Source organism: Streptomyces sp. NA02950 (assembly GCF_013364155.1).
Taxonomy (GTDB): Bacteria; Actinomycetota; Actinomycetes; order Streptomycetales; family Streptomycetaceae; genus Streptomyces.
Map to the genome: position 1 here is coordinate 7,089,773 of NZ_CP054916.1, position 20,810 is coordinate 7,110,582.

General features: G+C 72.7%; 18 protein-coding genes. 13 read left to right on the forward strand and 5 right to left on the reverse strand.

The features are described 5' to 3' along the window. Positions 1-128: 128 nt before the first annotated feature. From HUT19_RS31170 to HUT19_RS31180, 3 genes are all read left to right on the forward strand, one after another. Positions 129-815 (forward strand): class II aldolase/adducin family protein, encoded by a 687-nt coding sequence (locus HUT19_RS31170; RefSeq protein ID WP_176183649.1) that lies wholly within the window; start codon positions 129-131, stop codon positions 813-815. Positions 816-934: 119 nt separating this feature from the next. Continuing rightward, entirely contained in the window at positions 935-2,062 is a 1,128-nt protein-coding gene (locus HUT19_RS31175) for an alpha/beta hydrolase (RefSeq protein WP_176183650.1), read from the forward strand. Positions 2,063-2,171: 109 nt separating this feature from the next. Beyond that, positions 2,172-3,587 carry a hypothetical protein gene (locus HUT19_RS31180; RefSeq protein ID WP_176183651.1) on the forward strand — a complete coding sequence of 472 codons (1,416 nt, stop codon included), beginning with the start codon at positions 2,172-2,174 and terminating at the stop codon, positions 3,585-3,587. Between the two features lie 45 nt (positions 3,588-3,632). Here HUT19_RS31180 and HUT19_RS31185 read toward each other — a convergent pair whose 3' ends face one another. After that, positions 3,633-4,046 (reverse strand): VOC family protein, encoded by a 414-nt coding sequence (locus HUT19_RS31185; RefSeq protein WP_176183652.1) that lies wholly within the window; start codon positions 4,044-4,046, stop codon positions 3,633-3,635. Between the two features lie 306 nt (positions 4,047-4,352). On the opposite strand from HUT19_RS31185, the gene HUT19_RS31190 reads away from it, so the two are divergent. The 3 genes from HUT19_RS31190 to HUT19_RS31200 all read left to right on the forward strand — a co-directional run bounded on the left by HUT19_RS31190 (position 4,353) and on the right by HUT19_RS31200 (position 7,433). After that, positions 4,353-5,951: an ABC-F family ATP-binding cassette domain-containing protein gene (locus HUT19_RS31190; RefSeq protein WP_176183653.1), complete on the forward strand. Its 1,599-nt coding sequence runs from the start codon at positions 4,353-4,355 to the stop codon at positions 5,949-5,951. Positions 5,952-6,316: 365 nt separating this feature from the next. Beyond that, positions 6,317-6,538, forward strand: coding sequence for a helix-turn-helix domain-containing protein (locus tag HUT19_RS31195; protein WP_176183654.1), 222 nt, complete (start codon positions 6,317-6,319; stop codon positions 6,536-6,538). An 88-nt stretch (positions 6,539-6,626) separates the two neighbouring features. Next, positions 6,627-7,433 carry an enoyl-CoA hydratase/isomerase family protein gene (locus HUT19_RS31200; RefSeq protein WP_176187502.1) on the forward strand — a complete coding sequence of 269 codons (807 nt, stop codon included), beginning with the start codon at positions 6,627-6,629 and terminating at the stop codon, positions 7,431-7,433. A 43-nt stretch (positions 7,434-7,476) separates the two neighbouring features. On the opposite strand, the gene HUT19_RS31205 is transcribed toward HUT19_RS31200, so the two are convergent. Next, on the reverse strand, positions 7,477-9,378 hold the full coding sequence (locus HUT19_RS31205; protein WP_176183655.1) for a SpoIIE family protein phosphatase: 1,902 nt from the start codon (positions 9,376-9,378) through the stop codon (positions 7,477-7,479). Positions 9,379-9,612: 234 nt separating this feature from the next. Between HUT19_RS31205 and HUT19_RS31210 the strand changes: the two genes are divergently transcribed. After that, entirely contained in the window at positions 9,613-13,821 is a 4,209-nt protein-coding gene (locus HUT19_RS31210) for a HAMP domain-containing protein (RefSeq protein WP_176187504.1), read from the forward strand. Next, positions 13,818-14,432, forward strand: coding sequence for a two-component system response regulator (locus tag HUT19_RS31215; protein ID WP_176183656.1), 615 nt, complete (start codon positions 13,818-13,820; stop codon positions 14,430-14,432). The genes HUT19_RS31210 and HUT19_RS31215 overlap by 4 nt, the downstream gene beginning before the upstream one ends. 76 nt (positions 14,433-14,508) lie before the next feature. Here HUT19_RS31215 and HUT19_RS31220 read toward each other — a convergent pair whose 3' ends face one another. Further along, on the reverse strand, positions 14,509-15,222 hold the full coding sequence (locus HUT19_RS31220; RefSeq protein ID WP_176183657.1) for a hypothetical protein: 714 nt from the start codon (positions 15,220-15,222) through the stop codon (positions 14,509-14,511). A gap of 215 nt (positions 15,223-15,437) precedes the next feature. Between HUT19_RS31220 and HUT19_RS31225 the strand changes: the two genes are divergently transcribed. The 5 genes from HUT19_RS31225 to amaP are packed head-to-tail and all read left to right on the forward strand — an operon-like array spanning position 15,438 to position 17,714. Further along, complete coding sequence (locus HUT19_RS31225) at positions 15,438-15,938, forward strand: Asp23/Gls24 family envelope stress response protein (RefSeq protein ID WP_176183658.1); 501 nt, start codon at positions 15,438-15,440, stop codon at positions 15,936-15,938. Positions 15,939-15,979: 41 nt separating this feature from the next. Next, a complete protein-coding gene (locus HUT19_RS31230; RefSeq protein ID WP_176183659.1) occupies positions 15,980-16,171 on the forward strand; it encodes a hypothetical protein in 192 nt (63 codons plus the stop codon). A gap of 9 nt (positions 16,172-16,180) precedes the next feature. Further along, positions 16,181-16,510 carry an Asp23/Gls24 family envelope stress response protein gene (locus HUT19_RS31235; protein WP_176183660.1) on the forward strand — a complete coding sequence of 110 codons (330 nt, stop codon included), beginning with the start codon at positions 16,181-16,183 and terminating at the stop codon, positions 16,508-16,510. Positions 16,511-16,562: 52 nt separating this feature from the next. Continuing rightward, positions 16,563-17,150 (forward strand): DUF6286 domain-containing protein, encoded by a 588-nt coding sequence (locus tag HUT19_RS31240; protein WP_254886248.1) that lies wholly within the window; start codon positions 16,563-16,565, stop codon positions 17,148-17,150. A 6-nt stretch (positions 17,151-17,156) separates the two neighbouring features. Next, positions 17,157-17,714, forward strand: coding sequence for an alkaline shock response membrane anchor protein AmaP (gene amaP, locus HUT19_RS31245; protein ID WP_176183662.1), 558 nt, complete (start codon positions 17,157-17,159; stop codon positions 17,712-17,714). 543 nt (positions 17,715-18,257) lie between these two features. Here amaP and HUT19_RS31250 read toward each other — a convergent pair. Together HUT19_RS31250 and HUT19_RS31255 are read right to left on the reverse strand one after the other, a co-directional pair. After that, entirely contained in the window at positions 18,258-19,013 is a 756-nt protein-coding gene (locus HUT19_RS31250; RefSeq protein ID WP_176183663.1) for an SDR family oxidoreductase, read from the reverse strand. A 4-nt stretch (positions 19,014-19,017) separates the two neighbouring features. Further along, positions 19,018-20,805 carry a glycoside hydrolase family 15 protein gene (locus tag HUT19_RS31255; RefSeq protein WP_176183664.1) on the reverse strand — a complete coding sequence of 596 codons (1,788 nt, stop codon included), beginning with the start codon at positions 20,803-20,805 and terminating at the stop codon, positions 19,018-19,020. Positions 20,806-20,810 lie beyond the last annotated feature (5 nt).

The following is a 20,810-nucleotide window of genomic DNA, read 5'->3' on the forward strand; positions in this document are numbered from 1 at the left end:
GCGCCCGCGGCGGCCCCGGCCCGTCAGCCGTCCACCCCCCGCCGCGCGGCCGTCGCGCCGCCGGATCGGGGTCCCGGCGCGGTATCGGTGGGCGGGTGGCTGGGAGGATCGGCGCGGAGGTGAGGCGTATGGCACAGGAATCATCCGCGCGGCGGCCGCGGCCGCGGCTGACCCAGTCCCTGCGGCACACGTGGGGGCAGGTGGTGAGGGCCGCCCGCAGGACCACAGCCGAGGGGCTGGTCGTCGGGACGTCGGGCAATGTCTCGGCCCGGGTCGGGGACACGGTCCTGGTCACCCCCAGCGGGGTCCCCTACGACCGGCTCGGCCCGCGGGACGCCGTCGCCGTCGACCTCGACGGCGAGCAGGTCCTCGGCACGCTCGAGCCCACCAGCGAGCTGCCCATGCACCTGGCCGTCTACCGCGCCACGGACGCCCGGGCCATCGTCCACACCCACGCCGTCCACGCCACGGCGGTCTCCACCCTCGTCGACGAGCTCCCGGCGATCCACTACATGACCGCGGCGCTCGGCGGGCCCGTCCGCGTCGCCGACTACGCCCTCTACGGCACCGAGGAGTTGGCCGAGCGCATGCTCGAGGCGCTGCGCGACCGCTCCGGCTGTCTGCTGCGCAACCACGGCACCGTCGTCTACGGCGCCACCCTGGACCAGGCGTACGACCGCACCGCGCAGCTGGAGTGGATGTGCCGGCTCTGGCTGGCCGCCTCGGCCGTACCCGGCCGCACCCCCACGCTGATCCCGCCGGACGAACTGGAGCGCGCCGCCGACAAGCTGCGCGGCTACGGCCAGCCCCGCTGACCCGCTGACCCGCTGACCGCTGACGCCCCCGCCGGGATCAGCCGCCGGGATCAGCCGCCGGATCACCCCGCCGGGTACGCCCGCTGGCCAGCGGGCGCCCGGCCGCCCACACTGGGAGGATGCGTCTGCGGACAGCGGCGGTCGCGGCCGCCAGCACCCTGCTCAGCGTCGGCGTGGCCGCGGTGGCGGCCGGACGGTGCGCCACCGACGCTGCGCTCCGGCCCGCTCCCGACCGTCCGCTGCCGAACGAGCCCCCGCTCACCGTGCACGCGACCGAGCCCGGCCGGATCACCCTGACTCGCTCCCTCACCTCGCTGCGCCCCGGCACCTACGGACTGGCGGGCCCGGCCTGCCACGCCGTCATCGGCCCGGTGCTGGAGGACGCGCCGAGCCCCGCCGACTGCGTGGTGCGCCGCCTGGAGCGGGTGACCCACGGCACCCTCGACCCCGGTGACCGGGTGCGGCTCACCCCGCAGGTGCACATCGGCAATCCGCGGGACACGCTCGGCATCGAACACGCCGATGTGGACATACCCGGTGAACTCGGCCCGCTGCCCGCCTGGTTCGTCCCCGCCGAACGCGCCACCTGGGTGATCACCGTCCACGGCCTGGGCGCCACCCGTGAACACCCCATGGTCGTCATGCCGTTCCTGCGGAAGCTGCGGGTCCCGGTGCTCGACCTCGCTTACCGCGGCGACCCGGGGGCGCCGCCACCGGAAGACGGCATAGGCCACCTCGGCGACACCGAATGGCGCGACCTGGACGCGGCCATCCGCTACGCGGTGCGGTACGGGGCGCACAGCGTCGTGCTGCACGGCTGGTCCACCGGCGGTGCGATGGCCCTGCACGCCGCCGCCAACTCCGCCCTGCGCCACCGCGTCAGCGGCGTCGTCCTGGACTCCCCGGTACTGGACTGGCAGGCCACCCTGCGCGCCCTCGCCACCGCCCGCGGCACCCCAGCCGCGCTGATGCCGCTCGTCATACGCGCGGCCGAGGGCCGCACCGGACTGCACGGCAGCAGACTCGCGGAGGCGGCCGACCCCGAGCGGCTCACCGTCCCGGTGCTCCTCGTGCACGGACCCGACGACGCCCTGGCCCCCTGGTCCGTCTCCCGCGAACTGGCCGAACACCGATCCGATCTGGTCGCCCTTCACCCCGTGGCGGGCGCCCCGCACGGCGCCATGTGGAACGCCGATCCACCGGGCTACGAAGAGGCGCTACGGCGCTTTCTGACCCCTCTCCTGTAGCGCTCGGCCCCGCTCGCGCGGCGCACGGAGAGCGCGTTCCCCGCGCCGGAGGCGACCGCCGGACGGGTGCCGATTGGGCTTTCGGGCCGTCAACGGCGAAACTGCTCCCGTGACGTCCCGTACTCCGCGCGACTCCCGGCTCCGACTCGTCCGCCAGCGTCCGATGGCCACCGACCGCCGGACCGCGTCGCACCGCGGCTCCCGTCCGGCGCCCCGTCCGCCCGAGGGCACCCCGCCGCCCGCGGAGCTGGCCCGGCAGGCCAGGTCGGGACTGGCCGGTGCCGTCGAGATGGCCCACTGGGCCGCGGCCCAGCACGGCGCGCCCGGCGTGCTCTCCGACAAGGCCGCCGCCCGCGCCGCCGAGGCGCTGCGGCTGACTCCCGAGGAGGTGCGGGCCGACTGGGACCGGGCCCGGCTCGTCGGCCTGGTCGAGATCCACGGCGGCGCCGCCCGCCTCGGCTGGCGGCTGAAGGCGTGGCACCGCGACGACAGCGCGGTGCTCCGCGGCTGGGTCGCGCTGCTGGACGCGTGGTCCCTGGTGAGCCCGGCCCCGGCCACGGCGGAGCCCACGGCCGTGGCCGAGGTGGTCGAGGCCGTACCGCAACTGCTCTCCCTGCTCCAGCTGTCGGCGGGACCGGTGCAGGTCGCCGCGCTGCTGGACATGCTGCGGCAGCGGGTGGCCGAGCTGCGCACCGAGCGCTGCGAGGTGCCCCAGCGGCACGAGGGCGCACGGACGGCGGAGCCCGCCGGCGGCACCGGGGCGGCGCCCGGAGGCGAGGACTCGCTCGAGCGGCTGCTCGACTGGGCCCTGGACGCGCTCGCCTCCGTGGGGGCGCTCACCGTGAGGCCCGGGGACGGGGCGGCGGGAGGCATCCGCGAGGCCGTGCTCACCGCGCTGGGCAACTGGGCGGTGTGGGTCAAGCTGGAGCAGATCTGTGTGGCCGCCCAGAGCCCCGCCGGGAACATCGAGCAGCCGGCCCCCGACATGCTGCGCGGCTGTGCCGGGCTCACCCCCGGCCCGGCCCGTGCCGAGTACCGGGCCTGGCTGGCCGCCCGGCCCGTGGGCAGCGCCGTCGTCGAACTGCTCGACGCGGCCCGCGGGGACGACGCGCTGCTGCGCGGGCTCGCCTTCGAGGCGCTGAGGGTGGTGGGGGCGCCCGCCGAGCCCACGGTGCGGGCCGCCGTCGAGGAGTCCTGCCTGCGCCCGTACGCCCTGCTGTGGCTGGCCGAGCACGAGGGCGCGGACCCCGAGGACGCGCTCGACGCGCTCACCCGCGAGGAGGCCACCTGGCTGTGGGTGGACACCGCCGCGGCCATCTCCGACCACGGGGAGAGCGCGCTGCTGGTCCGTCATCTGGAGTCCGCGGTGCAGGGCACGGTGCCCGCGCTGCTGGACGAGGTACGGGCGGTGGGCCATCCCCGCACCGTGCAGGTGCTGGTGGCGCTGGCCGCCGCCCACCCGGACCCGGCACTCGCCAAGGCGGTGCGGCGGGCGGCCTTCCAGGTGCACATCGGCGGCGCCTGACAGACGCCGGCCTGAGAGGCACAGGGGCTGCGCCCCCCCCGTCGGCTATCCGGCGGTCCCCGGGACGTACGTGCCGAAGCTCCAGAGGTTGCCCTCACCGTCCCGCGCCAGGTAGTCACGGGCACCGTAGTCCTGGTCGGTGGGCGGCATCAGGATCTGCACGCCGTACCGCTCGGCCCGCCGGTGGTGCGCGTCCACGTCGTCGACGGCCACATAGATCCCGGTGGGGCCCGCGTCCTTCATGGCCCGGGCGAAGACGCCCGCACGGCCCGCGGAGCCGAGCATCACCACCCCGTTCCCGTACGCCAGCTCGGCGTGCTGGACCACTCCCGCCGCGTCCTCGTGGACCGCGACCTCGGTGAAGCCGAAGCCCTCCGTGAGCAGCGCGATGGCGGCCTTGGCATCGCGGTAGAGCAGGGTGGGACAGATGGTGGGGCCGGACCCCGCGGCGGCGCTCATGGCGATCACTCCACTTCTTCCTCGTTTTCTTCTTCTTCCTCGTTCGCCTCGGATGTGATCTGCTCCACAGTCTGGCACCGGGGTGTGACAGAGCCCGGGGCGCGGCCCGCCGCAAAGCCCGTGGCCGCCGCGTCAGCGGGCTCCTCACCGGGGGAAGCGGGGCCTCCGCAGGGGAAAACCGGTGGGAAAAACGACTTGCCCGCCCCGCTAAGCTAGCCGCATGGCAATTCTCCTCGCGCATTAGACGGCGTCGGCCAACCCTCGCCCGTCCCGTCCGCCGCCCCGTTCTGCCCAGGAGTAATTCCCGTGATCACCGCCTCCGGCGTCGAGTTGCGTGCCGGCGCCCGCGTTCTCGTCGAGTCCGCCAGCTTCCGTATCGCCAAGGGCGACCGCGTCGGTCTGGTCGGCCGCAACGGAGCGGGCAAGACCACCCTCACCAAGTGCCTGGCCGGTGAGGGCATCCCGGCGGGCGGCAGCATCACCCGCTCCGGCCAGGTCGGCTACCTCCCGCAGGACCCGCGCACCGGCGATCTCGAGGTGCTCGCCCGTGACCGCATCCTCTCCGCCCGCGACCTCGACGCCGTGCTGCGCAAGATGCGCGAGAACGAGGACCGGATGGCCAACGGCAAGGGCGCCACCCGCGAGCGCGCGATGAAGAAGTATGAGCGCCTGGAGACCGAGTTCCTCACCAAGGGCGGTTACGCCGCCGAGGCGGAGGCCGCGACCATCGCCGCCAGCCTCGGTCTGCCCGACCGGGTGCTCGGCCAGCCGCTGCACACCCTCTCCGGCGGTCAGCGGCGCCGGGTCGAGCTGGCCCGGATCCTCTTCTCGGACTCCGACGTCCTGCTCCTGGACGAGCCGACCAACCACCTCGACGCCGACTCCATCATCTGGCTGCGGGACTACCTGAAGACCTACAGCGGCGGCTTCATCGTGATCTCCCACGATGTCGACCTGGTCGAGACGGTGGTCAACAAGGTGTTCTACCTGGACGCCAACCGCTCGGTGATCGACATCTACAACATGGGCTGGAAGCTCTACCAGGCCCAGCGCGAGGCCGACGAGAAGCGCCGCAAGCGCGAACGGGCCAACGCCGAGAAGAAGGCCGCGGCCCTCAACTCCCAGGCGGACAAGATGCGCGCCAAGGCCACCAAGACGGTCGCCGCGCAGAACATGGCCCGCCGCGCCGAGCGACTGCTCGCCGGTCTGGACGACGTGCGCCGGTCCGACAAGGTGGCCAAGCTGCGCTTCCCGGACCCGGCCCCGTGCGGCAAGACCCCGCTGACCGCCGAGGGCCTGTCGAAGTCGTACGGCTCCCTGGAGATCTTCACCGACGTCGACCTGGCCGTGGACAAGGGCTCCCGCGTGGTCATCCTCGGCCTCAACGGCGCGGGCAAGACCACCCTGCTGCGGCTGCTGGCCGGGGTGGAGAAGCCGGACACCGGCCAGGTGACCCCGGGCCACGGGCTGAAGCTGGGCTACTACGCGCAGGAGCACGAGACGCTCGACCCGGACCGCACCGTCCTGGAGAACATGCGTTCGGCCGCGCCCGACCTCGACCTGGTGGACATCCGCAAGACCCTGGGGTCGTTCCTGTTCTCCGGCGACGACGTGGACAAGCCCGCCGGAGTGCTCTCCGGCGGTGAGAAGACCCGGCTCGCACTGGCCACCCTGGTGGTCTCCTCGGCCAATGTGCTTCTGCTCGACGAGCCCACCAACAACCTCGACCCGGCCAGCCGCGAGGAGATCCTCGGCGCGCTGCGCACCTTCGCCGGTGCGGTGGTGCTGGTGACCCACGACGAGGGCGCGGTCGACGCCCTCCAGCCGGAGCGGATCATTCTGCTTCCGGACGGTGTCGAGGACCTGTGGGGCGAGGACTACGCGGATCTGGTCGCGCTCGCCTGATCCGCCGGGGCAGCCCGATTGATCCGTTCTGATCCACTTCCTGTAGATCATTCGGCCTAGGTGTGATCCATCATCTGAGTGAGAACGGCTGGTATCGCGGCGCGCCGCCATGGCACGGCGCACGATGCGTGCCGTGCGCCGGTGGTGTGGCGTCCTACCTCTTGCACGTACGCCCTGACCTGCCCGTTCGCCGGTAAACGCGAAGGAGTTTCAGGGCGAACGGCATCGGAATCCTGTCTTCCGAAGGTCGTCATGGCGCGATTTCACGGAATCCTTCCTCCACAGACCTTGCCGAATGGGTGGCCAGGAAGCCGAGTAGGGGTGATCATGAGAGTCCAGAGCGCACTTCCCATGAGGAGGCACGGGTGGCCGAGACTCTGAAGAAGGGCAGCCGGGTGACCGGCGCCGCGCGCGAAAAGCTCGCGGCAGACCTGAAGAAGAAGTACGACTCCGGTGCGAGCATCCGGGCGCTGGCCGAAGAGACCGGCCGTTCCTACGGGTTCGTTCACCGGATGCTCAGCGAATCAGGCGTTTCCCTACGTGGTCGCGGGGGCGCGACACGGGGCAAGAAGGCTCAATCGGCCTGATCCCGTATTGCGTCGTCACCGGCAGGTATGGCAGTGCCACCCGGTTGACCGGCGGTCCAGCCGGGTGGTTACTGTGCAGTCACTTGTACTGACTGCGGCCGACCGGAGGCTTCCTGTGACCCTGCTCGACAAGGACGGCGTTCAGCTCACCGTCGATGATGCGGTCGCCACGGTGACCCTGGCCCGTCCTGCCAAGCGCAACGCCCAGTCGCCCGCGATGTGGCGGGCCCTGGCCGAGGCGGGACGGCTGCTGCCGGGCAGTGTGCGGGTGGTGGTGCTGCGCGCCGAGGGCCAGAGCTTCTCGGCGGGCCTGGACCGCCAGGCGTTCACGCCCGAGGGCTTCGACGGCGAGCCGTCGTTCATCGATCTGGCGCGCGGTTCGGACGCCGAGCTGGACGCCGCCATCGCCGAGTACCAGGAGGGGTTCACCTGGTGGCGGAGGAACGACATCGTGTCCGTCGCCGCCGTCCAGGGGCATGCCATCGGCGCCGGGTTCCAGCTCGCGCTCGCCTGCGATCTGCGGGTGTGCGCGGACGATGTGCAGTTCGCGATGCGCGAGACCAGCCTCGGGCTGGTTCCCGACCTCACCGGCACCCATCCGCTGGTGGGTCTGGTGGGCTATGCGCGGGCGCTGGAGATCTGTGCCACCGGGCGGTTCGTCCACGCCGAGGAGGCCGAGCGCACCGGGCTGGCCAACCTCGTCGTGCCCGCCGCCGAGCTGGACGGCGCCGTCCAGGACCTCGCCGCTGCGCTGCTCGCCGCGGACCGGGACGCCGTGATCGAAACCAAGACGCTGCTGCGTGGCGCCGTCGACCGTACCTACGAGGAGCAGCGCGCCGCCGAGCGTGCCGCCCAGGCGCGTCGGCTGCGCGAACTGGCGGGCCTGGCGGAGTAGCCCGGGGCGTGCGGGGGTCATACGGACCGGCCCCCGCACCCCGTCATGCCCGCCCCGGGTCCCCGGTCTCCCGCAGCAGCGACACCGTCACGGGGGGCACGGCCTCCAGCACCAGCACCGCGAGATCGTCGTCGATCGGCTCGGGGCTGAACTCGTGGGTGGCCCGCCGCACCCGCTCCGCGACCGCCTTGGCGCCCAGCCCGACACAGCCCCGCAGAATGTCGGCGAGGCCGTCGTCGTCGTCCAGCTGGCGGTTGCCGCTGCGCCGCTCGGTCACCCCGTCGGTGACACACAGCAGCGTCTCGCCCTGCGCCAGGTCGAAGGCGTCGGCGTGGAACTCGGTGTTCTCGTCGATGCCCAGCAGCATCTGGGGCGTGGCCGCGGGCGTCACCGCACCGTCCAGGGTCAGCCGCAGCGGCAGCGGGTGCCCGGCGCTGGCCAGGGTGCAGCGGGCGCCGCTCCCGCCGTCCGCGGGAAGCTCCAGCTCCCCGTAGACAAGGCTCAGGAAGCGCGGACGGGCCTGCTCGCCGCCGAACGCCACCGCCTCCGTGGCCTCCTCCACCAGCGCCTGGTTCAGCCGGCTGAGCACCGATTCCACGCCATGGCCCTCACGGGCCAGCAGCCGGACCAGATGGCGGGCCAGACCGGTGACCGACATGGCCTCCGGGTCACTGCCCTGGACATCGCCCAGCAGGAAGCACCAGCAGCGCTCGCCCATGGGGAACAGGTCGTAGAAATCGCCGCCGACGGTCTGGCCCTCGCCGTGCGGTTCGTAGACGATCGCCGTGTCGATCCCCGGGATACGGGCCAGTGAGGTGGGCAGCTGACGGCGTTGCAGCGCCCTGCTGATCGTCGCCTGCCGGGTGTACTGCCGGGCGGTGGCCACGGCCTGCGCCACCCGCCGCGCCACATCCTCCGACAGCCGCACCACACCCTCGGTCATCTGGGCCACGCCCGCCCGTCCGAGCAGCAGCACTCCGTGGCTGCGGCCGTGGGCGGTCAGCGGGAAGGCCAGCGCGGAGCCGCCGGTGCCATGGGTGTCGGCGATCTGCGGCCAGGGCCAGGGGGTGCCCGCGGTGCCGAGCCCGGTCGGCGGCGGATGCCGCTCCAGGACCACGCGCAGCGCGTCGATACGGCGCTCGTCGGTGTGCCAGACCCGGGCCAGTTCCAGCCCTCCGGCCTCGGTGGTCAGCCAGACCGCGCACCAGTCGGCCAGCCGGGGCACCAGCAGCTGCCCGGCGAGGGCGGCGACCATGTTCTCGTCGAGCTGCCCGGTCAGCAGCTCACTGGCCTCGGCCAGGAACGACGGCCCGCCGCGGTCGACCCATTCGGCGGTGGTGTCACGGCGTCCGCGCAGCGGGGAGGGGGCCAGCGTTTCGGCGAACCGCAGCTCACGGCCGAGCGCGCTGGTGGGAACGGCGTGGATTTCGGGCTCCGCTTCCTCGGCGTCCAGCCGGAACCACACCGTCTTCCGGGTGCGGTGATAGGTCACGCCCCAGGACTCGGCGAGCGCGCCGATCAGCTGGAGCCCCCGGCCGCGGCCGCGGCGCTGGGAGTCCGGTCCGCCGTACACCGCGCTGGCGGGATGGAGGTCGGCCACCTCCACGACGATCCCGGGGTGCCGCGGCTCGTCCTCGCGGACGGTCGGCTCCTCCGGGGCGGTGGGCCGGGCGGGCTCGGCCGGCCTGTGCCCGGCCTGGATGCGGCAGACGACTTCGACCCGGGTGCCCGCGTGCAGTACGGCATTGGTGACCAACTCGCTCACCAGCAGTACCGCGTCGTCCACCAGCCGTGCGCCCAGGGTGCGCGGCCCCAGGGTCTCCGCCGTGTTCGCCCCGGTCAGCGCGGTCCGGACAAAGGCCCGGGCCGCCCCGGGGGAGCGCACGCTTCCAGGCAGCGTCGTCCGTGAGACGGACTCACGCGAGAGAGGAAGCAAGGCTCCCACGTGCGGCTCCAGGGTATTTAGGGCGGATTAGGCCATCTAGGTGCCATATTATGACAGACATAGGGATATAAAATGATCTTAAGGGGCGACGCCATGGCCCTCGACCCGAATCCCACCGATACCGCCGCTGCCCGGCTCTCTCCCGAAGAGCACCCGGGGCCCGCCCCGCCGTCCGGACTGCACCAGGGACAGGAGGCCGTGCGCTCAGCAGAGTTGCGATCCCTGCTGGCGGCCATGAATGCCTTGTGCGACGGCGATTTCACCGTACGTGCGGACGGTTCCGGTGAGGGTGTCCTCGGCGAGATGGCCGGAGTCTTCAACCAACTGGTACTGCGCAACGCGCATCTGGCCGACGAACTCCAGCGGGTACGCCGTGAGGTGCTGCGCCAGGGACGGCTGGACGAACGGATCGGCGCCAGCCCCGGCCAAGGGGCCTGGACGGCCAGTGTGGACGCGGCGAACCAACTGGTGGACGCGCTGGTCGGGCCGGTTTCCAACGCCACCCGGGTACTGGACGCGGTCGCGGCCGGCGATCTGACCCAGCGCGTCGATCTGCACGACGGCAACCGCCAGCTCCGCGGCGATCTGCGCCGCCTGGGCCGGGGCGTGAACCGCACCGTGGACCAGCTCTCGCTGTTCACCGGCGAGCTGACCCGGATCGCCCGCGAGGTCGGCACCGAGGGCCGGCTCGGCGGCCGGGCCAAGGTCCAGGGGCTCTCCGGCGACTGGCGCGATGTGACCGAGGCCGTCAACACGATGGCCTCGCGGCTGACCGCCCAGGTCCGGGACATCGCCGTGGTCACCACGGCGGTCGCCCGCGGCGACCTCACCCAGCAGGTGACCGTCGAGGCCACCGGTGAGCTGCTCGAACTGAAGCTGACCGTGAACACCATGGTCGACCAGCTCCGCGCCTTCGCCGACGAGGTGACGCGGGTGGCCCGTGAGGTCGGCACCGAGGGCGAACTCGGTGGCCGGGCCCAGGTCCGCGGGGTCTCCGGGGTCTGGAAGGACCTCACCGACAACGTGAACCTCATGGCGTCCAACCTGACGTCCCAGGTGCGCAACATCGCCCAGGTGACCACCGCCGTCGCCACCGGTGACCTCTCGCAGAAGATCACCGTGGACGCCCGGGGCGAGATCCTCCAGCTGAAGTCGACGATCAACACCATGGTCGACCAGCTCTCCGCCTTCGCCGACGAGGTGACGCGGGTGGCCCGTGAGGTCGGCACCGAGGGCATGCTCGGTGGCCGGGCCCAGGTCCGCGGGGTCTCCGGGGTCTGGAAAGACCTCACCCAGAACGTGAACTTCATGGCGGACAACCTCACCTCCCAGGTCCGCAACATCGCCCAGGTCGCCACCGCCGTGGCCGAGGGCGATCTCAGCAAGACGATCACGGTGGAGGCCAAGGGCGAGATCCTGGAGCTGAAGTCGACGATCAACACCATGGTGGACCGGCTGTCGTCCTTCGCCGACGAGGTGACGCGGGTGGCCCGTGAGGTCGGCACCGAAGGCAACCTGGGCGGTCAGGCCCAGGTGCGCGGTGTGTCCGGGGTCTGGAAGGAACTGACCGACAACGTCAACTTCATGGCCCTGAACCTGACCTCCCAGGTGCGCAACATCGCCCAGGTGACCACCGCGGTGGCCAACGGCGATCTGTCGAAGAAGATCACCGTGGATGCCCGGGGCGAGATCCTGGAGCTGAAGGACACCGTCAACACCATGGTCCAGCAGCTCCGCGCCTTCGCCGACGAGGTGACGCGAGTGGCCCGCGACGTCGGCACCGAAGGCGAACTCGGCGGCCGGGCCCAGGTCCCCGGCGTCTCCGGAGTCTGGAAGGACCTCACCGACAACGTGAACTTCATGGCCGGGAACCTGACCTCCCAGGTCCGCAACATCGCCCAGGTCGCCACCGCCGTCGCCCAGGGCGATCTGTCCAAGAAGATCGACGTGGACGCGCGCGGTGAGATCCTGGAGCTCAAGACCACCATCAACACGATGGTCGACACGCTCTCCGCCTTCTCCTCCGAGGTCACCCGGGTGGCCCGCGAGGTGGGCAGCGAAGGGCGGCTGGGCGGTCAGGCCCGGGTCGAGGCGGTCTACGGCACCTGGAAGCGGCTGACCACCAGCGTCAATGACCTCGCCCTCAACCTCACCACCCAGGTGCGCGCCATCGCCGAGGTCGCCTCCTCCGTGGCCCAGGGCGATCTGTCCGGCTCCATCTCGGTCGAGGCCCAGGGCGAGGTCGCCGAGCTGAAGAACAACGTCAACCTGATGGTCGCCAACCTCCGCGAGACCACCCGCGCCAAGGACTGGCTGGAGTCCAACCTCGCCCGTATCGCCTCCCTGATGCAGGGGCACCGCGATCTGGTCGAGGTCGCCGACCTGATCCTGCGCGAGCTGACCCCGCTGGTCAACGCGCAGTTCGGGGCGTTCTTCCTCAGCGCCGCCGGAGCGGTACCCGGTGAGGACCTGGAGCTGATCGCCGGATACGGCACCAACCAGGACAACGGCCCGCTGCCGCGGACCGGAACCCCCGGCCGGGGCCTGGTCGCCCAGGCGGCCCTGGAGAAGAAGCGCATCCTGATCACCAACGTCCCGCCGGACTACATCACCATCAACTCCGGCCTCGGATCCGCCCTCCCGGCCAGCGTGGTCATCCTGCCGATCCTCTACGAGGACCAGCTGCTCGGAGTGATCGAGCTGGCCTCCTTCAGCCGGTTCAGCGAGGTCCACCTCGCCTTCATCGACCAGTTCGTCAACACCATCGGCGTCTCGATCAACACCATCATCGCCAACGCCCGCACCGAGTCGCTGCTGTCCGAATCGCAGCGGCTCACCACCGAGCTGCGCCAGCGGTCGAACGAGCTCCAGCGCTCCAACGCGGAGCTGGAGGAGAAGGCCGCGCTGCTGGCCACCGCCTCGCAGTACAAGTCCGAGTTCCTGGCCAACATGTCGCACGAGCTGCGCACCCCGCTGAACTCCCTGCTGATCCTGGCCCGGCTGCTCGCCGACAACGCCGACGGGCGGCTCTCCTCCCAGGAGGTGCAGTTCGCCACCACCATCCACCGCTCCGGCTCCGACCTCCTCCAGCTGATCAACGACATCCTGGATCTGTCGAAGATCGAGGCGGGCCGGATGGACGTCCGCCCGAAGAAGCTGCCGCTGGTGAAGCTGCTGGACTACGTCAACGCCACCTTCCGGCCGCTCGCCATCGACCGCGGGCTGTCCTTCGAGATCGCGGTCGGCGAGGACGTACCGCGCGAGATGTTCTCCGATGAGCAGCGGCTCCAGCAGATCCTGCGCAATCTGCTCTCCAACGCCCTGAAGTTCACCTCCTCCGGCGGTGTCACCCTGCGGGTCGAGCGGTCGCCCGAGACCGACTTCGAAGAGGAGACGCTGCGGGCCGCCGACGCCGTCGTCTCCTTCTCCATCACCGACACCGGGATCGGCATCCCGCCGGAGAAACTGCCCGTGATCTTCGAGGCGTTCCAGCAGTCCGACGGCACCACCAGCCGCAAGTACGGCGGCACCGGCCTCGGTCTGTCCATCAGCCGGGAGATCGCCGGAATGCTCGGCGGCCGGATCGTGGCCGAGAGCGAACTGGGCGTCGGCTCCTGCTTCACCCTCTACATCCCCTCGCACTACACCGGGGTCGGGCCCGCCCCCGACCCCTCGGACCCCCGGGCCACCGGCTCCACCGTCCCGGCGGTGCTGCCCGCCCCCGAAGAACCGCTGCCGGACACCGCCGACCACGCCCCGAGCGGCGTCTTCGGCGATGTCGGCGAGCTGGGCAGCGCCACGCCCGACGGCCGGGACGAGGCATGGCCGGAGACCACCCGGCTCAAGGAGTGGCAGGTCGGCCGCCCCGGCCGGGTGCTGACCGGACGCAGCATCCTCATCGTCGACGACGACATCCGGAACGTCTTCGCGCTCACCCATGTGCTGGGCCGGGTCGGGGTGTCCGTGAAGTACGCGGAGAACGGCCGCGAGGGCCTGGAGGTGCTGCACCGCAACCCGGACGTCTCCCTGGTCCTGATGGACGTGATGATGCCGGAGATGGACGGGTACGAAACCATCCGCGCCATCCGCAGCACCCCCCGGCTCGCCGAACTCCCGATCATCGCGCTGACCGCCAAGGCCATGCCCGGCGACCGCGAGAAGGCCATCGACAGCGGTGCCAACGGCTATGTGCCCAAGCCCGTGGATGTCGACCGGCTGATGTCGGCCATCGTCGATCTGCTCGACCCCGAGGGCGGCGCGGCTCCGGAAGGGGGCGAGGGCCCGCCGACGGACATGCCACAGACGACGGACGTGCCACGGACGGAGGACGACGGCCACCCCGCCCTGGACGAGGCCCAGGGTGCCGACGAGACCGAGAACGAGCCGGACGAGAGCGGGTTCGGGGAGACCGGTCCGCCCCGGCCGAGGCAGGGGGAGTCATGACCACCAGCGCCTCCGACAAGGCCGGAATCCTGATCGTCGACGACATGGAGGAGAACCTGATCGCGCTGGAGGCCGTGCTCGGCCCGCTCGATCAGCAGCTGGTCCGCGCCCACTCCGGTGAGGAGGCGCTGAAGGCGATGCTGCGGCAGGACTTCGCCGTGGTGCTCCTCGATGTCCTGATGCCGGGCATGGACGGCTTCGAGACCGCGGCCAACATCAAGCGGCTCGACCAGACCAAGGACGTTCCGATCATCCTGCTGACCGGGACCGACGCCGACTCGGACTACGCCTACCGCGGCTACGCGATCGGCGCCGCCGACTTCCTCACCAAACCCTTCGACCCGTGGCTGCTGCGGACGAAGGTCAATGTCTTCCTGGATCTGCACCGCAAGAACCGCCAGCTCGAGGCCCAGGCACAGCAGCTGCGACGGCGGCTGATCGGCGACCGGGTCACCCCCTCGGAGGACCGGTTCGTGACCATCGCCGAACAGCTGGCCAGTACCGAGATGCTGCTGCGCGGCGCCGACGGCCCCGAGGCGGACGCGCTGGCCGACCGGGTCTCGGAGCTGGAGCGCGCGGTGGAGGGCCTGCGCACCGAGGCCCACCGCTGAGCGGCGGCGGCGCCGTACCCGCATGCCACCGACCGCGCGGTCATGCCGCCCCGGTTGCGCCGCGGCGGACGCGACGTCACGCGATCACATCGACCGCGGTGATCAGCACGGCCACCGTCACCGGCCGCGGGACAGCGTCCGCCACGGCCGTCCGTACCCGCCGGGCCACGTCCAGCGCGTGGTGATCGGCCGCCACCGCCAGTTCCAGCCGCAGATGCGCACCGTCGGTGTGGACACCGCGGGAGGACCCCAGCACCGGCGCCAGCCGCGTCACCCCGGGCACCGCCGTGGCCGCCGCGGCGGCCACCGCCTCACGGCTGCCGGACGTCTCCGGCGACACCGGCCGCCCCGCGTCCGGCTTCCCGGGTGGCGACAGCGGCGGCGGGGGCCCGTCCAGCACCTCGGCCACCCGGAGATCCACCGTGTCGACTGCCAGGCCGAGCCGGTCCGTCGCCGCCCCGAGCAGGGCGGCCCGCAGCCGGTCAGCCGCCACCGGCAGTGGTTCGTCCACCGTGGCCCCGCACTCCGCGTCGATCCGCAGCGGCACCGGCGGCAGCGCGCTCGGCGGGGACGGTACGGCGGGCACGCCCACCGCGTCGGGGTCGGTCGGTCCGATCCGGAGCCTGTCCAGCCGGACCCCGGGCACCCCGGCGGCGGCCCGCCTCAGCACCCCCTCCGCCGCCTGCTCGGTCAGCCACGTACCGTCCTGCGGTCCGCCCACGGGCAGCAGCCTGCCGAGCCGCAGCTGCTGCCGCACCGCGTGTGCGAGCTGGCCCGTGACCACCGTCATCACCCCTCACGGCCTGTGTGACGCGCTGTGTGCCACTGGGTTCAGCCTGCCGCAGATCCCGGCGGTGCGGTACTTTCCGGCGCCTGATCGCGCGAGTGCCGCATCTCCGGGGCGGTTCGGGGAAAGCGCCTTTACTGTGGCAGTAGAGGTGGCGAGCAGCGTCAGGAACACGCTCTTCGCCGCGGAACTCTTCTCCTCGGAAGGGACGATCGGTGATGTCCGAGACCGCACCACAGAACCGGCCCGAGAACCCCGCCACCGAGCCGTCCGCCGCCACCCCCAGGACACTGGGCGGCGGGCCCGTCCCCACCCGGCGCGGAGGGGGCGACCCCGGATCCCGGGGGCGTACCACCATCGCCGACGGTGTCGTGGAGAAGATCGCCGGGATGGCGGCCCGCGATGTGGTCGGGGTCCATGACATGGGCGGCGGTTTCGCGCGGACCTTCGGGGTCGTACGGGACCGGGTGCCGGGAGGGAGCCGGTCGGTCGCCCGCGGGGTGAAGGCCGAGGTGGGCGAGGTGCAGACCGCCCTCGACCTGGAGATCGTGGTGGATTACGGCGTCTCGATCGCCGATGTCGCCCGCGCCGTACGGGAGAACGTGATCTCCGCGGTCGAGCGGATGACGGGGCTCGAGGTGGTCGAGGTCAACATCGCGGTCAGCGATGTGAAATTGCCGGACGAAGCAGAGGAATCGACGGAGCCCAGGCTCCAGTAGGCCGGTGACGGCTCCGGTCGGCTCCAGTAGGGGAGCACACGATGAGCATGGCCGTGGTCGGGATGATCGCGGGGATGGCGCTGGCCTTCGCCGGATACTTCGGCGGATTCGGGGCCTTTCTGCTGGTGGCCGCACTGGGGTTCGTGGGGTTCGTCGCGGGCCGGTTCCTGGACGGGGACCTGGAGCCGGGCGAGTTCTTCCGCTCCCGCGGCCGCGGCGAACGGCACCGGTGAGGCGGCGTCGTGGTCGAACCCGGGGAGCGGGGCGCGACACGGATCGCGGACCGCGTGGTCGCGAAGATCGCCTCGCAGGCGGCGCGGGAGGCGCTGGACAGCGCGGACACGCTGCCGCCGCACGCGGTCGTCGCGGTGCACGAGCGGGTCGCACGGGTACGGGTCGCCGTCGAACTCGGCTACCCGTCGGACATCGGCGCGCAGTGCGGTGCGGTGCGCCGTCAGGTCAGGGAGCGGATCGGCGCGTTGGCGGGTATGGAGGTGCCCGAGGTGGCGGTGACGGTGGAGCGGCTGCACTCGCCGCCGCTGGACCGCGCGGAGCGGGGGAGGGTGCGATGAACGAGGACCGGTTGCGATGAACGCGGAGCACAAGGTACGGCAGTCCGCATCGATGGCGGCGTACGAACCGGAGTCGGGCCAGGGCACCGGTGACGAGCACCGGCGCACCGGGCGGTTCTGGTCCGCGCGGCGGGTCCCGGCCGCCCTGGTCGCGCTGGCCGTCACCGCCGCGGCCGGGCTGCTGTTGTACGACGTGGCGGCGGTGCGCGCGGGCCGGACCGCGATGGAGTGGCGGGGCTGGCTCGCCGATCAGCTCGCCACCCGGCCCCTCGACGACGGTTGGGTGGTGGGTGTGGCCGCCACCCTGGTCGTGGTGGGCGTGTGGATGGTGGTGCTGGCGGTGACGCCGGGGCTGCGCGGTCTGCTGCCGATGCGGGAGACCGACGGCATCCGCGCCGGGATCGACCGCGGCGCCGCCGGACTGGTGCTGCGCGACCGGGCGATGGAGGTGTCCGGGGTGCGTTCGGTGCGGGTCTCGGTCGGCCGCCACCGCGTCCGGGCCCGGGCCCAGGCGCACTTCCGCGATCTGGACGACGTACGAGCCGATCTGGTCACGGTGCTCGGCGAGGGCATCCGGCAGCTGGGGCTCGCCCGGCGGCCCGGGCTGACCGTCCGGGTCCGGCGACCGGCGAAGGGGTGAGCGGCGATGCTGCGGATCGTCAACCGGGTGCTGCTGGCGGTCGTCGGCGTGGTGCTGCTGGCCGTGGGCGCACTGGCGCTGGCCGGATGGCCGCCGTTCGACGGGCGGGGCGATGTGGTGCTGAGCCGGGCGGACCGCGCCCGCTGGCGGGACGCCTCGTGGTGGTGGCCGGTGGTCATCGGGGTGCTCGCCCTGGTCGTGCTGCTCGCGGTGTGGTGGGCGCTGGCCCAACTGCGGCGGCGCAGATTGGCGGAGGTGCTGGTGGAAACCGGCGACGGGGAGGGGGCGCTGCTGCGCGGCCGGGCCCTGGAAGCGGTGCTGGCGGCCGAGGCGGAAGCACTGGAGGGCGTCGAGCGCGCCGACGCGCTCCTGCGCGGCAGGCGCCGCACCGCCCCCGAGGCCCGGATCGGCCTGGTGCTGGAGCCCCGCGCGGAGCCGGTGGTGACGCTGGAACGGCTGAGGGACGAGGCGCTGGAGCACGCCCGGGGCTCAGCGGGGCTGGCCCGCCTACCCGCGGAGGTACGTCTGCGAGGCAGCCGGCACCGGGCGGAAAGGGCGCTGTAAGCCGCCCACCCGCCGCCAGGGTGCCGGTGCCACCGGGCCGGGGCCAGGTGGCGGCCGGGAGCCACCCACCCAGGTGCCGGCCGGGAGCGCCCCGGCGCCCTGGCGCGTGCCGGTGCGCGTCTGGTCGGGCCTCGACGCGGCGGCCTGGCACGGCCCGGTGCGCGTCCGGGTGGGCCGGGACCCGTCTCGGGCTCGGAACGCTGGCGGAGCGTGCGCCGCAGAGCCGCCCACCCGCCGCCGGGGCGCCGGACGCCCGGATGTGCCGCCGCCGGTGCCGCCGACACCTCCCGGTGTGGGGCCCGGGGCCTCGGGGGCGCCCGGGAATCCCCAGGTGTTGATCGCCGGTGTGCCCGGCGCCCTGGCGCGTGCCGGTGCGCGTCTGGTCGGGCCTCGATGGGGCGGCCTCGCGCGGCCCGGCCCGTCCAGGTGTCGGTCAGCCGGGCTCAACGGACGGCCGGGAGTGCCCCGGGTGCGTCTGGGCGGGGCCCGGTACCCGGGCAGCTCGGGGCGCCCCCGTACGGTCCGGGTGGGACGGGCCGTCGGTCAGATGCCGTGCAGGGCGCCGCCGTCCACCGGGAGCATCACGCCGTTGACGTAGGAGGCCGCGGGGGAGAGCAGGAACGCCGCCGTCCTGCCGAACTCCTCGGGCGTGCCGTACCGCCGCAGCGGGATCGCCGCGGCGTTCCGCTCGCGCGCCGCCTCCGCGTCCCCCGACAGGCCGTCCAGCTCCCGCACCCGGTCGGTGTCGATCCGGCCCGGGAGGAGGCCGACGACCCGGATGCCCAGCGGGCCGACCTCCCGCGAGAGCGACGCGGCGAACCCGGCCAGCCCCGGGCGCAGCCCGTTGGAGACGGTCAGGCCCGGGATCGGCTCCCGTACGGACCCGGACAGCACGAAGCCGATCACGCCGCCGGGGGAGAGCGCCGCGGCGGCGGTGCGCGCCAGCCGGACCGCGCCGAGGAAGACCGACTCGAACGCGGTCCGCCACTGGGCGTCGGTGATGTCGGCGGTGGGCCCGGCCGGGGGCCCGCCGACGCTGATGAGCACCCCGTCGAAGCGGCCGAAGTGATCGCGGGCGGTGGTGATCAGCCGCTCGGCGCTGGCGGGGTCGGCGTTGTCGGCGCCGACCCCGAGGGCACCGGGGCCCAGTTCGGCGGCGGTGGCGGCCGCGGTGTCCGCGTCGCGCCCGGTGACGACCACCTTGGCGCCGTCGGCGACCAGCTCACGCGCGGTGGCCAGGCCCAGCCCGCGGGTGGCTCCGGTGACGAGGTACACCCGGTCATTGAGTCCAAGATCCATGGGGTCAGTCTGCCGTGGTGTCCTCGGCGAGAGTAAGGGCGGTGCCGACCAGACCGATATGGCTGAACGCCTGGGGGAAGTTGCCCAGCATCCGGCCGCCGGCCGGGTCGTACTCCTCGGCCAGCAGCCCCACGTCGTTGCGGAGGTCGAGCAGCCGCTCGAAGAGGGCGCGGGCGTCCTTGCGGCGGCCGGTGAGCTGGAGCGCGTCGGCGAGCCAGAAGGAACAGGCGATGAAGGCGGCCTCGCGGCCGGGGAGCCCGTCCACGTTGGTGTCGCCGTCGGTGGTGTAGCGGCGGATCAGACCGTCCTCGCTCAGCTCGCGGCGGACCGCGTCGATGGTGCCGGTGACCCGGGGGTCGGTGGCGGGCAGGAAGCCGACGCGGGGGATGAGCAGCGTCGCCGCGTCCAGCTCGGTGGAGCCGTAGGACTGGGTGAAGGTGGCGCGCGCGGGGTCGTAGCCCTTCTCGCACACCTCGCGGTGGACCGCGTCGCGCATCGCCCGCCACCGGTTCGCGTCCCCGCTCAGGTCGGGGTGGGTCTCGACGGCGCGCACCGCGCGGTCGGCCGCGACCCAGGCCATCACCTTGGAGTGGACGAAGTGGCGGCGCGGTCCGCGGACCTCCCACAGCCCCTCGTCGGGGTCCCGCCAGGCGGACTCCAGGAAGTCCATCAGCGCGCTCTGGATCCGCCAGGCGTGCGGTTCGGCGGGCAGCCCGGCGACCCGCGCCAGGTGCAGGGTGTCCAGGACCTCGCCGTAGACGTCGAGCTGGCGCTGTGCCACCGCGCCGTTGCCCACCCGGACGGGGGAGGAGTGCGCGAACCCCTCCAGCCAGTCGAGCTCGTGCTCGTGTATGCGGCGCTCGCCGCCGAGGCCGTACATGATCTGGAGCTCGGCGGGGTCGCCCGCCACCGCCCGCAGCAGCCAGTCGCGCCAGGCGACGGCCTCGTCGCGGTATCCGGCGGACAGCAGCGCGTTCAGGGTGAGGGTGGAGTCCCGCAGCCAGCAGTAGCGGTAGTCCCAGTTGCGTACTCCGCCCGGCCGCTCGGGCAGGGAGGCGGTGGGGGCTGCGACGATCCCGCCGGTGGGCGCGTAGGTGAGCGCCTTGAGCGTGATCAGGGAACGCATCACGGCGTCCCGGTACGGGCCCCGGTAGCCGCACCGGGCGGCCCAGGAGCGCCAGTCCTCGAGGCTGGAGCGCAGCGCCTGGTGCGGGTCGACGAGCCGGGGCCGGGGCTCGTGGGAGGGGTGCCAGGTGAGTACGAAGGCCACCTTCTCCCCGGCGGAGACGGTGAACTCCGAGCGGGTGCTGAAGTCCTTGCCGTAGGTGTGCACCTCCGGCTCCGAGCGCAGCCAGACCGAGTCGGGTCCGGCGACCGCGATCCGGTGGCCGTCGGCCCGGCGCACCCAGGGGATCACATGCCCGTAGTCGAACCGCAGCCGGAGGACGCCGTGCATCTCCACGCTGCCGGAGACGCCCTCGACGATACGGACCACATCGGGCGCCCGGTCGCGCTGCGGCATGAAGTCGATCACCTTGACGGTGCCGGACTCCGTCTCCCAGACGGACTCCAGGGCCAGGGAGTCCTCGAGATAGCTCCGGCGGGTGCAGTCGCCCGCGCCCCGGGGGGCCAGCCGCCAGTGGCCGTTGTCACGGTCGCCGAGGAGCGCGGCGAAACAGGCCGCCGAGTCGAAGCGGGGCAGGCACAACCAGTCGATCGAGCCGTCCCGGCCGACCAGGGCAGCGGTCTGGTGGTCCCCGATGAGGGCATAGTCGTCGATGCGCTGAGACACATCGG

Excerpts from the sequence above, each read along its gene's own strand:
- HUT19_RS31170 (WP_176183649.1), top strand. The coding sequence starts at position 129 with ATGGCACAGGAATCATCCGCGCGGCGGCCGCGGCCGCGGCTGACCCAG.
- HUT19_RS31175 (WP_176183650.1), top strand. The coding sequence starts at position 935 with ATGCGTCTGCGGACAGCGGCGGTCGCGGCCGCCAGCACCCTGCTCAGC.
- HUT19_RS31185 (WP_176183652.1), bottom strand. The coding sequence starts at position 4,046 with ATGAGCGCCGCCGCGGGGTCCGGCCCCACCATCTGTCCCACCCTGCTC.
- HUT19_RS31210 (WP_176187504.1), top strand. The coding sequence starts at position 9,613 with ATGAATGCCTTGTGCGACGGCGATTTCACCGTACGTGCGGACGGTTCC.
- HUT19_RS31215 (WP_176183656.1), top strand. The coding sequence starts at position 13,818 with ATGACCACCAGCGCCTCCGACAAGGCCGGAATCCTGATCGTCGACGAC.
- HUT19_RS31220 (WP_176183657.1), bottom strand. The coding sequence starts at position 15,222 with ATGACGGTGGTCACGGGCCAGCTCGCACACGCGGTGCGGCAGCAGCTG.
- HUT19_RS31225 (WP_176183658.1), top strand. The coding sequence starts at position 15,438 with ATGTCCGAGACCGCACCACAGAACCGGCCCGAGAACCCCGCCACCGAG.
- HUT19_RS31230 (WP_176183659.1), top strand. The coding sequence starts at position 15,980 with ATGAGCATGGCCGTGGTCGGGATGATCGCGGGGATGGCGCTGGCCTTC.
- HUT19_RS31240 (WP_254886248.1), top strand. The coding sequence starts at position 16,563 with ATGGCGGCGTACGAACCGGAGTCGGGCCAGGGCACCGGTGACGAGCAC.
- amaP (WP_176183662.1), top strand. The coding sequence starts at position 17,157 with ATGCTGCGGATCGTCAACCGGGTGCTGCTGGCGGTCGTCGGCGTGGTG.
- HUT19_RS31250 (WP_176183663.1), bottom strand. The coding sequence starts at position 19,013 with ATGGATCTTGGACTCAATGACCGGGTGTACCTCGTCACCGGAGCCACC.